Genomic DNA, 15,571 nt, shown 5'->3' on the forward strand with positions numbered 1-15,571 from the left:
TTATTAAAGATGGCTATCAATTTCTTGTGCTAAAAATCAAATTTTATATATGAGAATTTCAGTTTTTTATTGATGATTTATGGGAAAACTGAAATTCTCTTTTTTTTATCCGATATTATTTATAATAACGCTTGTATTAGATTCAAGGAGGATGGAAAACATGCGTATCACAGAACATACAAATGCTGATGCAAGAGTGGTAAGTAAATCTGTTACTAACAATTCACCAATCGTAGAGAAGGTAGTAAAGCAAGGAAGCGAAGCTACAGATAAAATATTTACATCTACAGTTGAACAAGTACAGACTCTTGATAATAGCGAAGAAACGAGAGCGAAAGTACAAGAAGCTGTCAATAAAATGAATGAAATGCTAGAAGTGAATCACAGTACTTCTAAATTTATGTATCACGACGGCTTAGAACGATATTATGTAACAGTAGTCAATAAAGATACAGATGAAGTAGTAAAAGAAATACCACCGAAAAAGCTTTTAGATGCTTTTTATGAAATGCAAAAAATGCTTGGCATGATAGTAGATGAAAAAATATAAAATTGTTTTAAAAACAAGGAGGAAAATAGAATGGTAATGCGTATTGGTGGATTAGCGTCCGGAATGGACATCGATGAGTTAGTCAAAAAATTAATGTCTGCGGAGAAAGCGCCATTAAATAAGTTATATCAAAAGAAAACAACATATGAGTGGCAACGAGACGCTTATCGTAGCGTAAATACAAAGCTTAAAACTTTTGACACATATATTGCAGATAATTTAATTTTAAAAAGTTTAACTTCTAAAACAGCAACAAGTTCAAATTCTAGTTTAGTGTCAGCAATTGCAACTGGTAAAGCAACGGGTTCAATTTCCATTGAAGGGGTTTCCCAACTAGCGACAGCTGCACGTGGTGTAGGAAATCAAATTAACGCAACAGGATCTACGAAATTGAGTGAACTAAGTATTGGTGAAACTTCTATTGAATTAAAGGCTATTCAAAGTAACGGAAGTATGGCCACAACAGCGACAAAAATTGAATTCGATCCAAGTACGACAACTGTAGATCAATTAATTAGTAAGATTAATTCAAGCAATGCAGGTGTTAGTGCAATTTTCGAAGGTGGTAGACTATCAATTACTGCTAAGAATACAGGGGATAATAAGTCTGGTGCAGAAGTACAAGTAACTGCCGGAGCAAATGTTTTCGGTAAACTAGGTTTTTCATCATTAGCTAGTCAAGCATCAGGAGATTTAGCTTCTGGGGGAACAAATGCGGTATTCCAAGTTAATGGTATTGCAACGGAACGTTCTACTAACAATTTTACAATTAATGGATATAATTTAACGCTTAAAGAAACATTTAACCAAGGTTCTACTATAGCAAGTAAATACAATGCAGCTTGGACTGAATGGGATAACGCGACTAATAAGACTGATTTTACTGATTTGGCTAATAAAGTAAGCGCCGCGACAAGTGAGTATAATACAGCAAACAGCGCATACGAAACTGAATATAATGCTGTTTTTTCAAATGCTCAATTAACTGAAGATGAGCAAGCAACGTATAACAAAATTAACAATCGTAATTTATTGATGAATTTGACTTCAACTGATATGACTGAAATAAAATCTCTAGCAGCAGATATTTCTTCAGATGAGAATTTTAATACTTGGTTAGAAAATGCAACTTCAGGTGAAATTTCTGACGATTTAAAAGCTAAGTTGTCAGGAATTACTAGGGAACAATTTACAACGCTTAAAGCCTTAGGTGATGCTGACTTCGATAAAATGAAGAGTGCAGCAGAGTTAAAAACATATGAAACAATAGGTGCTAGCTTCCTGGATGGTTTGAGTCCAGCTGAAGTAACTAAAGTGGAAAGTATGTTAGGTCAAACTGAAGAACAATTTAATACTACAATTGACAATTTAAAAAATTCTACCAATGAAGATGATAAAGCTTTAGGAAATAAATTAAGTGCTTTAAGTGGAGAACAAAAGCAAGCATTACGTCAATTATCGATTAGCCAACTTGATGACTTTAAAAAAGTAGCAACGGCTGAGGTAGAAAAAAATACGAAATTACAATTAAAAAATACAGCAGAAGCTAATGAAACTGCCGCAATTAATCGTCGAGCAAACGCTGAAGAAACGTTGAAAGCAGCGTATCAAGAATATAAAGAACTAAATGGTAGTATTGCAGGCGTAGATGAATCAGATCTTTCAACATATGTTACTTCGGTTAATGTACCGACAAATACAACTAGTGCTGTAACAATGACATCAACAACAAATGTTGACGACATGATGACAAAGATTAAAGAGTTTGTGAATACGTATAACGGTTTAATTAAAGACTTTACAGATCAAACAAAACAATCAAAATACCGAGACTACGCACCATTAACAGATGAACAAAAAGAAGACATGTCTGAGAATGAAATTAAGCTTTGGGAAGAAAAAGCAAAGAGTGGTTTACTACGCAATGATGCACTTATTCGTGAAGGTCTTTCAAATATGCGTTCTTTAGTCTACGAATCAAATCCAGCATTGAAAGATTCTAAATATAATACGCTATTTAGTATTGGGATTACAACCTCTAAAAATTACAATGAGGGCGGCACACTTGAAATAGATGAAAATAAATTGCGAGCTGCCTTAGAAGCGGACCCAGATGCTGTAGAAAAGTTATTTAAAAATAGTGAAGGTAAAAAGGAAGACACTATTCAAGTAGAGGAAAATGGAGTTTCAGTTACTAAAACGGTTGATACACGTGGTTATTTAGAAAAGTTACGTGAATCAATGAAATCATTTGAAATTTCCATTGAGAAAAAAGCTGGACGTTCTACGATGACAGATGCTGAATACGCTCTTGGTAAGAGTCTAATAGATACAGAGAGTCGCATTGATACATGGAAACGAAAATTAGAAATGGTCGAAGCCCGCTATTGGAAGCAATTTGGTGCTATGGAATCGGCAATAAATAAAGCAAATCAACAATCAGCAATGTTTATGCAAGGACAATAATCACTTAGGTGGCATGAAAAATGGAAATTGTACAACAACTTTTACAAGTGTCAGCTAAGCTATATCAGCATTTGACGAATCTGCCTACAGATGAACAACGAGATGAATATATTGAGAAAATTCACCTTTTATTGGATGAACGTGGTATACTAATCCAGAAAATGCAAAACGATGGATTTCAAGTTGACGTAGCAAACAAATCTCATGCGATGTTAGTTGAATTAGATAAAGGTATACGCGAGCGTTTAAATAAGGTGATGAAATCCATTCAGGCCGATTTAAAGGATTTGCAAAATGCGAAGAAAAATGAGCAACAATATATGAATCCTTACGCAAATGTTCAGGTGATGGATGGACGTTACTATGATAAAAAGAATTAATAAATAGCTTCAGAGGGAGTGTATTTTGTGACAGCACAAGCGAATGCATTTAATGCATACAAACAAAATAGTGTGACGACGGCTTCACCAGGTGAGCTTACATTAATGTTGTATAATGGGTGTTTAAAGTTTTTAGGAAAAGCAAAAATGGCGATTGAAGAAAAAAATATTGAAGAGAAGAATATTAATTTGCAAAAAGCACAAGCGATTATTGCGGAATTAATGTCTACGCTCAATATGGATATCGAGATCTCGAAGCAAATGCTACCATTATATGAATACATGAACCGTCGCCTTGTTGAAGCGAATATCCAAAGTGATATTACGATTATTGAAGAGGTAGAAGGGTTAGTAACGGAATTCCGCGATACGTGGAAAGAAGTTATTAAAATTACACGCCAGCAGCAATATGCGAATGTAGAGCAAGTATAAAATTAGAGGACCCGCTTATGTCAAAGTTGGGTCCTTTTTGCTGTAATCAAGAGTATATTGGGAATATAAGAGCATATACATAGTAGGTAATATTTATCACCTTTTAACTTGAAACGATTGTGAGGTTTTATGATGAAAACTTTATATCATCAGTGGCTTCATTCTTCTTTTTACACGGATGAGCTACAAGCAATTACAGACGAAACGGAAATCGCTGACCGCTTCTATCAAACGGTTCCATTCGGCACAGGTGGGATGCGCGGGAAGCTGGGTGCGGGGACAAATCGGATGAACCTTCATACGATTCGTCTCGTTGCTGAAGGGTTAGCGCGTGAAATCGAGCAGCAAGGACAAGAAGCGAAACAACGAGGTGTTGTCATTGCTTATGATACGCGGCATTTCTCACAGGATTTTGCATATGAAACAGCGGGCGTTTTAGCCGCGCATCAGATTAAAAGCTATGTATTTACTGAAAGCCGCCCTACCCCTGAGCTAAGCTTTGCGGTACGACAATTACAGGCTTATGCGGGCGTTGTTATTACAGCGAGCCATAATCCGAAGCAGTATAACGGCTTTAAAGTGTACGGGGAGGACGGGGCACAGCTAACACCGCAAGTTGCGGATAAAATTGTGTCACACATGAATGCAGTGGAGGATATTTTTTACATTCAGGCACTCCGTCGGGAACAATTACTCGCTTCTAGTTTCTGTATGGAAATATTAGAAAAGATGGATGATGCGTATAATACGGCATTACAATCATTTGCCACAGCAGGAAAGAAGGATTTACGGCTTGTGTACACACCTTTACATGGGGCAGGCCTTGTACCGACAACACGAGCATTACAAGAAGCTGGTTTTATGAATCTACATATTGTGGAGGAGCAAGCGATTCCGTCTGGTGAGTTTCCAACAGTTGCCTATCCAAATCCAGAAGAGGCCGAGACATTTAAATTAGCGATGGAGCTTGGCGATCAAGTGGAAGCGGACTTACTGCTTGCGACAGATCCAGATGCAGATCGCCTTGGCGTTGCTGTGCGGGATGGCGAGTATAAGCTATTAACGGGCGATCAACTTGGGGCATTGTTATTAAACTATATTTTACAAACGAAACGTATTCCAGCAAATGCGGCAATGATTAAAACAATCGTCACATCGGAGTTTGGTACAGCAATTGCCAGTAAGTATGGTATCACAACGGTTAATACATTAACAGGCTTTAAGTTCATAGCAGAGAAAATCGCGGAGTGGGAGCAAACAGGCGAGTATACATTTATGTTCGGCTATGAGGAGAGCTACGGTTACTTAGCTGGCGATTTTGTACGGGATAAAGATGCCGTGCAGATTGCGCTTTTAACAGCAGAAATGGCCGCGTATTATAAAGCACAAGGGCAAACATTAATGGATGCGCTAAATGATTTGTATGAAGAGTTAGGTTGGTATAAGGAAGCGCTTGTGTCATTGACATTTGAAGGAATTGAAGGGCAGCAAAAAATGGCTTCCATTATGGAGACATTCCGACAACATCCACCAACATCATTTGCAGGTATAGCCGTTGAGAAAATGGAAGACTACCGACTTGGTAATGTAAACGGATTACCGACAGCAGATGTCGTGAAGTTTATGTTAGTAGATGAATCGTGGATTTGTGTGCGCCCGTCCGGTACAGAGCCGAAGTGTAAGTTTTATATTGGGGTAAAAGCCCAAAGTGAAACAGATAGTATGAAGCGAATGGAACAATTGAAAGAATCATTGAGATTATATTTACAATGATTGCTACATTATGGACCACATTTAGGAGTGACTGAATGTGGTTTTTTGTTTTTTTCTCAGTACAAGTTATTACGTACACATATTTACGGTAGTTGCTGTTAAGATGCATTTCGACATTTCAAAAATATTTTTTCTTAAAATTCAGAAAATTATTCCAATTTTCCTAAATTTAGTTTAATATATTTTATAGTATGGTAAATAAAAGGGGGAAAATTGTCATGAAAAACTAAAATTTTATGTAAATATCTCCACAGCACATGTATTAAAAATTATCCTCTAGATGAATACTACACAAATTACATTTTGATATGGAATGCATTCGAGTAACAACTCACATAATGGTAACGATGTCTTAGGCTATGAGTAACGATCGTGTACTTGTTTTGTTTGAAGAAATTACTGGGAGAATAAAAGAGTCACCATATTTTAATTGTAATATACACCTACTCTCCTTTTGCAGTATTGTATGATTCCCACTTAAATCATTGAAATGGAATAGATTGCTGTTTTGACCACCCATTTTTATCGTAAAGGAGGTGAGAAAAATGTGAGCGATTCCCGTAAAAACACAGCAAAACCCTTAAGCGGTTAGGTCCGGCAAGACTGCGCTCAAGGGTTTCAGAAGACAGGAGTATACCTGCCTTAAGCTAAGTATACTCCTTTTTTTCTAAAATTAAAGTAACTAATTTTAAAAAAGGGGGATTTTTACAATGAAACAATTTGAAAAGTTTAATTTGACAATGAAGTCATCTGCTATTTGGTCACATTCAACAGACAATGGAGAAATTCATTCGGCCATTTTGCATGATTATCAAATTTATCATTATCCTAAACCACCGCTTGCTATTTTTAATGACAATTTATTTCGAATTGGCTCCAGTTTACGCGGTGCTAAAGATGCAGCTGAGGCAATTTTAGGATCGACTAGTATGTTTCCGTTCATGATTGATCTTGAACATAAAAACGTTTGGTTTCCTTCAAAATCGCCAGCTAATATAGGTTGTGTTTGGTTTGCATTACACGCTATAAAGCTGCCGCTTGATATTAGCCAAGAAGAGACAAAGGTGATTTTACATGGAGGACTTTCTATGAATATCCCTGTTTCTTTTCGGTCATTTAAAAGTCGATGTCATGCAGCGCATATTTTGCGCTCTAAATCTTTAGATAATCAGTATCCACAACCATTTATCTATGGAAAGCCACGTAAAGAGATTACTGTTATTTGTGATGATTATCGAGTGAAATATACAGTTAAGGAAAAGAAAGAAGGCTATGAGGAGCTGTAATCATTATTGATGAGGTTTAAGCAAACTTTAAGATTCCTGTTTTATACTAAAGAACAGGAGTCTTTTTCTTTTTAGAAATCACAATAAGTTGTTAGTTCGCAGGGAATTTTTAGTCTTTTCCTACTTAAATTATGCATTTAAAATGTGGTAAAAATAGTGAATAAGGTGATAGACTACATCTTACTACGTATAAGATAATAAGCAGTAGGAGTAAGCAATTGGGGGTAGTGTAATGATATTTAAAAGACAAGAAGGATTTCGTTACGCATTTGGTGAGCCGCTTGAAGCGAAGATCGTGATTCTTATCAACGGAAAGCCGTTACATGGTGATGGAACATCTGCCACAGGACAGGTTTTAGACATTAGTCCACGCGGTATGAAGCTGAGATCGGAAGTCGATTTAAATGAGCATAAAAATGATATGTTGCAGTTAGAAGTTTCATTTGTCCTTGATACGACACAAATTAGAGCAATTGGTGAAGTTGTATGGTCTAAAAATTTCGGAAGCGGGTATCATTATGGTATTGTCTTTTATGATCAATCTGCTATCGAAAATTTAATTATCGGTGAGCTGAAAATACGGAGACGTAAGGAAGTTTTAAAACCGAAAATTAATGGGTAAATTTTAAAAAAGATTTTTCAAATAAGAAGGGTTTTTTAAAAGATTGTCGAAGTAAGTATTATAGCCGTAATGAAGGAGGAGTTTACATGCTAAAGTTTAACATTCGTGGCGAAAACATTGAGGTAACTCCAGCGATTCGCGAGTATGTAGAAACAAAAGTGGACAAAGTTGAACGCTATTTTAATGAGGACGTGAATGCAACAGCAAACGTTAACCTCAAAGTGTACAATGACAAACAAACGAAAGTAGAAGTAACGATTCCGATGAAAAATGTGACGCTTCGTGCCGAAGAACGTCATAACGATATGTACGCAGCTGTCGACTTAATTGTGGATAAGTTAGAGCGTCAAATCCGTAAGCATAAAACAAAAGTAAACCGTAAATTCCGTGAGCGTGAGGGTGCTGGTTTATACTTTGCACATGTTACGCAACCTGGGGCAGAAGTGGAGCAGGAAGAAGAATACGCAATTGTTCGTACAAAGCAATTTGACTTGAAACCAATGGATCAAGAAGAGGCAATTCTTCAAATGAATATGCTCGGTCATGATTTCTACATCTATACAGATGCAGAATCAGACAGCACGAACATTGTGTACAAACGAAAAGATGGAAAATACGGCTTAATTGAAACAACTTAACGAAACGCTAAGCCCTCGTGTCATGCGAGGGCTTTTTACTATTTATCTTTATTTAGTCGGTGTCCAAACGCATGCTAAAATAAATGAACTTAGGCTAAGAGCGCCGCTTCCTGCGGCAAAGCCTAAGTGACCCACATCCTGTGGGCCTAAGCACAATTCAAAATCCGGACGCAATTACGCCAAGGCGTAATTGATAATAAGAAAACAAGGACATTTACCAAAAGAGAATGGCGTTCTTTACGGCTGTCAGTTTGCACCACCTCATACCTAAATGCTAAAATGAAATGTGATACTAAACGGGAAGTGACAATTCATGCTAAACATCTTAAATAAAATGTTTGATTTCAATAAAAAAGAAGTAAAACGCTTAGAAAAGATTGCGGATCAGGTAGAGGCGTTAGCGGGTCAAATGGCTAGCCTTTCAGATGAGCAACTGCAAGCGAAAACACCAGATTTTAAACAACGTTATGAAAATGGGGAATCGTTAGATGCGCTATTACCAGAAGCGTTTGCGGTAGCGCGCGAAGCAGCGAAGCGTGTATTAGGCATGTTCCCATACCGCGTACAAGTAATGGGGGCTGCATCGTTACATGATGGCAATATCTCGGAAATGAAAACCGGGGAAGGTAAAACGTTAACCGCCACAATGGCCGTTTACTTAAATGCTTTAACGGGTAAAGGTGTACATGTTGTGACAGTCAATGAATACTTAGCAACACGTGACGCGACAGAGATGGGTGAGTTATACAACTGGCTTGGTTTAACAGTTGGTTTGAACTTAAATAGTTTAGATAAAAATGCTAAACGCGAGGCTTATGCAGCGGACATTACGTATTCAACGAACAACGAGCTCGGGTTTGATTATTTACGTGATAATATGGTGTTGTACAAGGAAGATAAAGTACAGCGCCCGCTTCACTATGCCGTGATTGATGAGGTCGACTCGATTTTAATCGATGAGGCACGTACGCCGTTAATCATTTCTGGACAGGCTGGCAAAATGGCGCAGCTGTATGTACAATCCAATGCATTTGTACGTATGTTAAAAGCCGAAGAGGACTACAATTACGACGAATCTTCGAAAGGTGTAACATTAACGGAAGCAGGAATTGAGAAGGCAGAGCGCGCATTTGGCATTGATAATTTATTTGATTTATCACATGTACGCTTGAATCATGCGATTAACCAGTCGTTAAAAGCGCATGTGTCTATGCATCGCGATGTCGATTATGTTGTGCAAGACGGCGAAGTGATTATCGTTGATGGCTTCACAGGGCGTTTAATGAAGGGGCGTCGCTATTCAGACGGGTTACACCAAGCGATCGAGGCAAAAGAAGCGTTAGATATTCAAAATGAATCGATGACAATGGCAACAATTACATTCCAAAACTACTTCCGTATGTATGAAAAGCTTTCCGGCATGACAGGTACAGCGAAGACAGAGGAAGAGGAATTCCGTAATATCTATAACATGCAAGTAATCGTGATTCCAACGAATAAACCGATTGCGCGTGATGATAAGCCAGATTTAATTTATGCATCGATGCAAGGGAAATTTGAAGCAGTCGCGAAAGATATTGCAGAACGCCATCAAGCAGGGCAGCCGATATTAGTCGGTACAGTAGCGATTGAAACGTCTGAAATTATTTCGAAATTACTAACGAAATATAAAATTCCACATAATGTATTAAATGCGAAAAACCATGAGCGTGAAGCAGAAATTATCGCCAATGCGGGGAATAAAGGCGCCGTAACGATTGCGACGAATATGGCCGGTCGTGGTACAGATATTAAACCAGGTGAAGGCGTACTAGAGGTTGGTGGTTTAGCTGTTATTGGTACAGAACGCCATGAATCTCGCCGTATCGACAATCAGTTGCGCGGTCGTTCAGGTCGTCAAGGGAACGTCGGTGTGACACAGTTCTACTTGTCTTTAGAAGATGATTTAATGCGCCGCTTCGGTTCTGACAATATGAAAAATATGATGACCAAGCTAGGGATGGATGATTCACAGCCAATTCAATCTAGAATGGTGTCAAAAGCGGTTGAATCCGCCCAAAAACGTGTAGAGGGTAATAACTTTGATGCGCGTAAACGTTTATTACAATACGATGATGTATTACGTCAGCAACGTGAAGTAATTTATAAAGAACGTGAAGAAGTGCTGGAAACAGATAACATGCGCGGTCTTGTGGAGAATATGATTCATGAGTCCATTGAAAATGCGGTGGCGATTCATACACAAGGGGAACAAAAAGAGTGGAACTTACAGGCGCTTGTCGATTACATTTCGGGGAACTTACTGGATGAAGGTGAGTTAACCGTTGGTGATTTTGAAGGTTTAACAGCTGAGCAAATCGTGAATGTAATTAAAGAAGTTGTCACAGTTCGTTATAATGAGAAGGAAGAAGTATTAACGCCTGAACGGATGCGTGAGTTCGAAAAAGTAATTTTACTTCGTGCCATTGATACGAAATGGATTGACCATATCGATGCGATGGATCAACTTCGTCAAGGGATTCATTTACGTGCATACGGTCAAAATGATCCGCTACGTGAATATCAACAAGAAGGTTTTGCGATGTTTGAGGACATGGTCTCTTCCATTCGTGAAGACGTGACGAAGTATGCGATGAAAGCTGAAATTCGCAACAACTTACAACGTGAGGAAGTAGCGAAGGGACAAGCGGTGAACCCGAAAGAAGACGGCGATGCAAAGCCGAAAAAAATGCCTGTTCGTAAAGCCGCAGAAATCGGACGTAACGATCCATGTCCATGCGGTAGTGGCAAAAAGTATAAAAACTGTCACGGGGTAGCGGAATAAATAAATGCTATTGCTACTGGGGGTAGTTATGCTCGTATAGAGTAAGGTTTTGCCCGTATGGAGCTAGTTTATGCTCGTTCAGCGTGAGTGTATAATAGCGCATGCATGATAAGCTATAATATCATCTCGACCGAAAATTGGTCGAGATGTGTTTTTCTAATTTGTACTTGGAGGATTTTGAATGATGATTGAATTAGCAGAAGCAAGAAATATCCTTGAAACTACAGCTACTAAGTTAGCGGACTTCAGGGGGTCTCTTTGACTTAGAAAATAAAGAGGCACGTATTCAAGAGCTAGATGAAATGATGTTAATGCCTGATTTCTGGAATGATCAGCAAGGAGCGCAAACGGTTATTAATGAAGCGAATGGCATTAAAGCCATTGTCAATGAATATAACGATTTATTATCAACGCAAGAAAATCTTGAAATGACGTTGGAGCTTTTAAAAGAAGAGCCAGATGAAGATTTACAAGCAGAACTTGGTTCAGAATTAGAACAATTTGAAGTGAAGATGGCGGATTTCGAACTGCAAATGCTATTATCGGAGCCTTACGATAAAAATAATGCGATTTTAGAGCTTCACCCGGGTGCTGGTGGTACAGAGTCTCAAGACTGGGGTTCGATGCTACTGCGTATGTATACACGTTGGGCAGAAAAGCGCGGCTTCAAAGTAGAAACACTGGATTATTTACCTGGTGATGAAGCGGGGATTAAATCAGTTACGTTGAAAATATCAGGTCATAATGCTTACGGCTATTTAAAAGCAGAAAAAGGTGTACACCGTCTTGTTCGTATTTCGCCGTTTGATTCATCGGGGCGCCGCCATACATCGTTCGTATCATGTGACGTGATGCCAGAGTTTAACGATGAAATCGAAATCGAAGTACGTACAGAAGATTTAAAAATTGATACGTACCGTGCGACAGGTGCTGGTGGGCAACATATTAATACAACAGACTCGGCTGTGCGTATTACCCATGTGCCAACAGGCGTTGTTGTGCAGTGTCAATCGGAACGTTCACAGATTAAAAACCGTGAGCATGCAATGAAAATGTTAAAAGCGAAACTATATCAATTAGAAATTGAAAAGCAAGAGCAACAATTAGCTGAAATCCGCGGTGAGCAAAAGGAAATCGGTTGGGGCTCGCAAATCCGTTCATATGTTTTCCATCCATACTCTATGGTAAAAGACCATCGTACAAATGAAGAAACAGGGAATACGGGCGCTGTAATGGATGGCGATTTAGATGCTTTCATTAATGCATATCTTCGTTCGAGAATCGGTTAAATTAGGGAAATAAGAATCGTCTAGTCACTTAAGGCTAGGCGTTTTTTATTTGCTAATTTCGTATGTTAGGGCTGGATTTAAGAGATATTGACAACCACCTAAAAAATGCAAAGGCGTATGTAAAGGGAAATGATATGTATACGTCATGATAGTATTAAGGGAATATCTTGTTCAATATGTAAGTGCTATAGTATGTATCGATATTCAAGTATACGCCCTCGCAATAAAAAGCGAATGTGTCGTGTTAAAACGGTGGGTTAAAACGATGCCAATCTTTATAAACTGCTTTAAATAACATTGCTGCCGTGACATATTGATTGTTGAAAGAGGAAATTAAGACTGGCAAATTGATATCTATTTTATCTTTAAAGGTAACGGTGACATGTGTTTTATGATTCATAATATTTGTGACCGCGTTATAGGCAATCCAAATATTATGCTCAGATCTAGGTGAATAGAGAGGAAACATGATGTAAGGTTGGTAGCCGCTATCTACACCGATGACAATAGGGAGCTTATGTTTATTGTCTGCAAGGAGTTGTTTAGCGCGTTCGGTAGCTGTGCGATAGCTGCTGCCCATACTTTTGCAAGCGTTGTCTACGAGTTTAAGAGATTTTTTGGGTACATGAAAAATGCCTCTTTTTTCATAAACAAGTGTATGATTTTTTTGGCCGTGGCGAATAGATTGTAGTAGATACGTATCACGATTGATTGTGTAATCTGGTGTAAAGTCGTGTGGTCTAGTCAATTATACCCCTCCTTTGTTAGCATGGTTATTTACAATAATACTGATTCGTAAATAAAAAGCAATATAAAATTAGAAAATTCTGAAATTTAAATTTAATTATTCAGAAAATATTGCAAATTGGACCCTGTTTTTTGTATAATAGCAAAAAGGGTATCGGGGTGATATCGATGGATAAATATTATTCGTATACAGATTTTTTACGAGCGGTCGGGCAATACCCAAAGGAAATGGAAAGTGAAAAGCTGTTGAACGACATTTATTTGGATTTATTTTTAGGCAGGTTACAGCGACTACAACGCATTGACCAGCTAAAGCAACTCATCGATATATCATTAGATGAACGAAATGAACAAGCATTCCAGCAATATTGTGAAGAGTTACAATGTTTACAGGAAGAAATTAAAAAAGAATAGATAAAAATCGCTACGGAATATTTCGTAGCGATTTTTTTGTGCGCATTTAATGTGAATTTCTTTTCTAGCAATATTTAATAGAATATACGTTCGTTTATTTGTCGATTATTGTAATGGGGTATGTTAAAATATGTTTACGGATATAGAGAAAGGACGATAGACAATGAGCGAAACATTTGATATACAGTCCAGCTACCGACCGAGTGGTGATCAGCCTACAGCGATTGTGGAACTCGTGCAGGGAGTAAAAGACGGGAAGCGCCACCAAACATTACTCGGTGCAACCGGAACAGGAAAGACATTTACGATTTCGAATGTGATTAAAGAAGTGAATAAGCCGACGCTTGTGATGGCGCATAATAAAACACTTGCAGGTCAATTATATAGCGAGTTTAAAGAGTTTTTCCCGAATAATGCTGTTGAATATTTCGTTAGTTATTACGATTATTATCAACCAGAAGCATATGTACCACAAACAGATACGTATATCGAGAAAGATTCGAGTGTGAATGACGAAATTGATAAACTCCGACATTCTGCCACATCCGCATTATTTGAGCGACAAGATGTCATTATTATCGCATCGGTATCTTGCATTTATGGTTTAGGGTCACCAGAAGAATACCGCGAGATGGTCGTATCGATTCGGACGGGGATGGAGATTGAGCGCAATCAGCTGCTACGAAGGCTTGTCGATGTACAATATGAGCGCAATGATGTCAATTTTACACGTGGAACATTCCGAGTACGCGGGGATGTCGTCGAGATTTTCCCTGCCTCTCGTGATGAGCATTGTATTCGCGTTGAATTTTTCGGGGATGAAGTAGACCGTATTCGCGAGGTTGATGCACTTACCGGTGAAGTACTCGGTGAGCGCGAGCATGTAGCTATTTTCCCTGCTTCTCACTTCGTCACACGCGAAGAAAAAATGAAAAAAGCGATTGACAATATTGAAGTAGAGCTAGAGGGGCAGCTCGAAAAATTCCGTGCAGAAGACAAGTTATTAGAAGCACAGCGTCTTGAGCAACGGACTAATTACGATTTGGAAATGATGCGTGAAATGGGCTTCTGTTCAGGTATTGAAAACTATTCACGCCATTTAACGTTGCGTGAAGCAGGTGCAACACCGTATACATTACTGGATTACTTCCCGGAAGATTTCTTACTCGTTATCGATGAAAGTCACGTAACATTGCCACAAGTGCGCGGGATGTATAATGGAGACCAAGCGAGAAAGCAAGTGTTAGTCGATCACGGTTTCCGTTTGCCGTCTGCACTCGATAACCGTCCACTGAAGTTCGATGAGTTTTTGTCTAAAGTGTCGCAAGCGATTTATGTATCGGCAACACCAGGACCATATGAGCTAGAGCATACACCTGAGATGGTGGAGCAAATTATTCGTCCGACTGGTTTACTTGATCCAACGATTGACGTTCGCCCAATTGAGGGGCAAATTGATGATCTAATTGATGAAATTCATGAACGTATTCGTCAAAATGAGCGTGTATTAGTGACAACATTAACGAAAAAAATGTCCGAAGATTTAACGGATTATTTAAAAGAAATGGGCTTAAAAGTAGAATATTTGCACTCGGAAATTAAGACGCTAGAACGGATTGAAATTATTCGTGAATTGCGTAAAGGCACGTACGATGTGCTCATCGGTATTAACTTACTACGAGAAGGATTGGATATTCCAGAAGTATCGTTAGTCGCGATTTTAGATGCGGATAAGGAAGGGTTCTTGCGTTCAGAGCGTTCGTTAATTCAAACCATTGGTCGTGCCGCACGTAATGCGAATGGGCATGTACTGATGTATGCAGATAATATGACAGATTCTATGAAAAAAGCGATTGATGAAACGAAGCGTCGTCGTTCGATTCAAGAAGCGTACAACAAAGAGCATGGCATCGTGCCGCAAACGATTATCAAGAAAATTCCTGATATTATTCGTGCGACACAAGCGGCGGAAGCGGAAGAAACATATGTCACAAAAGTGACGAAAGGGAAGAAGCTGACGAAAGCAGAGTTAGACAAGCTCATTGCAACACTTGAAATCGAAATGAAAGATGCTGCAAAAGCGCTTGATTTCGAGCGTGCGGCAGAATTACGTGATACGATTTTTGAACTGAAAGCAGAAAGGTGACAAA

At 38.6% G+C, this 15,571-nt stretch carries 13 protein-coding genes; 12 read left to right on the forward strand and 1 reads right to left on the reverse strand.

Going from position 1 to position 15,571, the window contains the following annotated elements:
• Nucleotides 1–160: 160 nt before the first annotated feature.
• The 10 genes from ACQQ2I_RS03505 (at nt 161) to prfB (ending at nt 12,260) form a co-directional block, all read left to right on the forward strand.
• A complete protein-coding gene (locus ACQQ2I_RS03505) occupies nt 161–550 on the forward strand; it encodes a flagellar protein FlaG (RefSeq protein ID WP_431029194.1) in 390 nt (129 codons plus the stop codon).
• A gap of 30 nt (nt 551–580) precedes the next feature.
• The gene (gene fliD, locus ACQQ2I_RS03510) at nt 581–3,016 is read left to right on the forward strand and encodes a flagellar filament capping protein FliD (RefSeq protein WP_431029195.1); all 2,436 of its coding nucleotides are present in this window, start codon (nt 581–583) and stop codon (nt 3,014–3,016) included.
• Nucleotides 3,017–3,036: 20 nt separating this feature from the next.
• Nucleotides 3,037–3,396 carry a flagellar protein FliT gene (locus ACQQ2I_RS03515; RefSeq protein WP_431029197.1) on the forward strand — a complete coding sequence of 120 codons (360 nt, stop codon included), beginning with the start codon at nt 3,037–3,039 and terminating at the stop codon, nt 3,394–3,396.
• Nucleotides 3,397–3,423: 27 nt separating this feature from the next.
• A complete protein-coding gene (gene fliS, locus ACQQ2I_RS03520) occupies nt 3,424–3,828 on the forward strand; it encodes a flagellar export chaperone FliS (protein ID WP_431029198.1) in 405 nt (134 codons plus the stop codon).
• A gap of 132 nt (nt 3,829–3,960) precedes the next feature.
• Nucleotides 3,961–5,601 carry a phospho-sugar mutase gene (locus ACQQ2I_RS03525; protein ID WP_431030440.1) on the forward strand — a complete coding sequence of 547 codons (1,641 nt, stop codon included), beginning with the start codon at nt 3,961–3,963 and terminating at the stop codon, nt 5,599–5,601.
• 710 nt (nt 5,602–6,311) lie between these two features.
• On the forward strand, nt 6,312–6,887 hold the full coding sequence (locus ACQQ2I_RS03530) for a competence protein ComK (protein ID WP_431029199.1): 576 nt from the start codon (nt 6,312–6,314) through the stop codon (nt 6,885–6,887).
• A 232-nt stretch (nt 6,888–7,119) separates the two neighbouring features.
• Nucleotides 7,120–7,509 carry a PilZ domain-containing protein gene (locus tag ACQQ2I_RS03535; RefSeq protein WP_431029200.1) on the forward strand — a complete coding sequence of 130 codons (390 nt, stop codon included), beginning with the start codon at nt 7,120–7,122 and terminating at the stop codon, nt 7,507–7,509.
• Between the two features lie 86 nt (nt 7,510–7,595).
• Nucleotides 7,596–8,147: a ribosome hibernation-promoting factor, HPF/YfiA family gene (gene hpf, locus ACQQ2I_RS03540; protein WP_431029202.1), complete on the forward strand. Its 552-nt coding sequence runs from the start codon at nt 7,596–7,598 to the stop codon at nt 8,145–8,147.
• A 313-nt stretch (nt 8,148–8,460) separates the two neighbouring features.
• Nucleotides 8,461–10,971 (forward strand): preprotein translocase subunit SecA, encoded by a 2,511-nt coding sequence (gene secA / locus ACQQ2I_RS03545; protein ID WP_431029204.1) that lies wholly within the window; start codon nt 8,461–8,463, stop codon nt 10,969–10,971.
• Nucleotides 10,972–11,158: 187 nt separating this feature from the next.
• A protein-coding gene (prfB, locus tag ACQQ2I_RS03550; RefSeq protein ID WP_431030441.1) for a peptide chain release factor 2 occupies nt 11,159–12,260 on the forward strand; the annotation gives its coding sequence in 2 pieces (ribosomal slippage) (nt 11,159–11,230 and nt 11,232–12,260; 1,101 coding nt in all).
• Nucleotides 12,261–12,504: 244 nt separating this feature from the next.
• On the opposite strand, the gene ACQQ2I_RS03555 is transcribed toward prfB, so the two are convergent.
• Nucleotides 12,505–13,008, reverse strand: coding sequence for a competence protein ComK (locus ACQQ2I_RS03555; RefSeq protein ID WP_431029205.1), 504 nt, complete (start codon nt 13,006–13,008; stop codon nt 12,505–12,507).
• A 167-nt stretch (nt 13,009–13,175) separates the two neighbouring features.
• On the opposite strand from ACQQ2I_RS03555, the gene ACQQ2I_RS03560 reads away from it, so the two are divergent.
• Complete coding sequence (locus ACQQ2I_RS03560) at nt 13,176–13,421, forward strand: IDEAL domain-containing protein (protein WP_391375627.1); 246 nt, start codon at nt 13,176–13,178, stop codon at nt 13,419–13,421.
• Nucleotides 13,422–13,584: 163 nt separating this feature from the next.
• The gene (uvrB, locus tag ACQQ2I_RS03565; protein WP_431029206.1) at nt 13,585–15,567 is read left to right on the forward strand and encodes an excinuclease ABC subunit UvrB; all 1,983 of its coding nucleotides are present in this window, start codon (nt 13,585–13,587) and stop codon (nt 15,565–15,567) included.
• The last annotated feature ends 4 nt before the right edge of the window (nt 15,568–15,571 follow it).

Origin of the sequence: Lysinibacillus sp. LZ02, assembly GCF_050613145.1 — a bacterium.
Classification (GTDB): domain Bacteria; phylum Bacillota; class Bacilli; order Bacillales_A; family Planococcaceae; genus Lysinibacillus_B.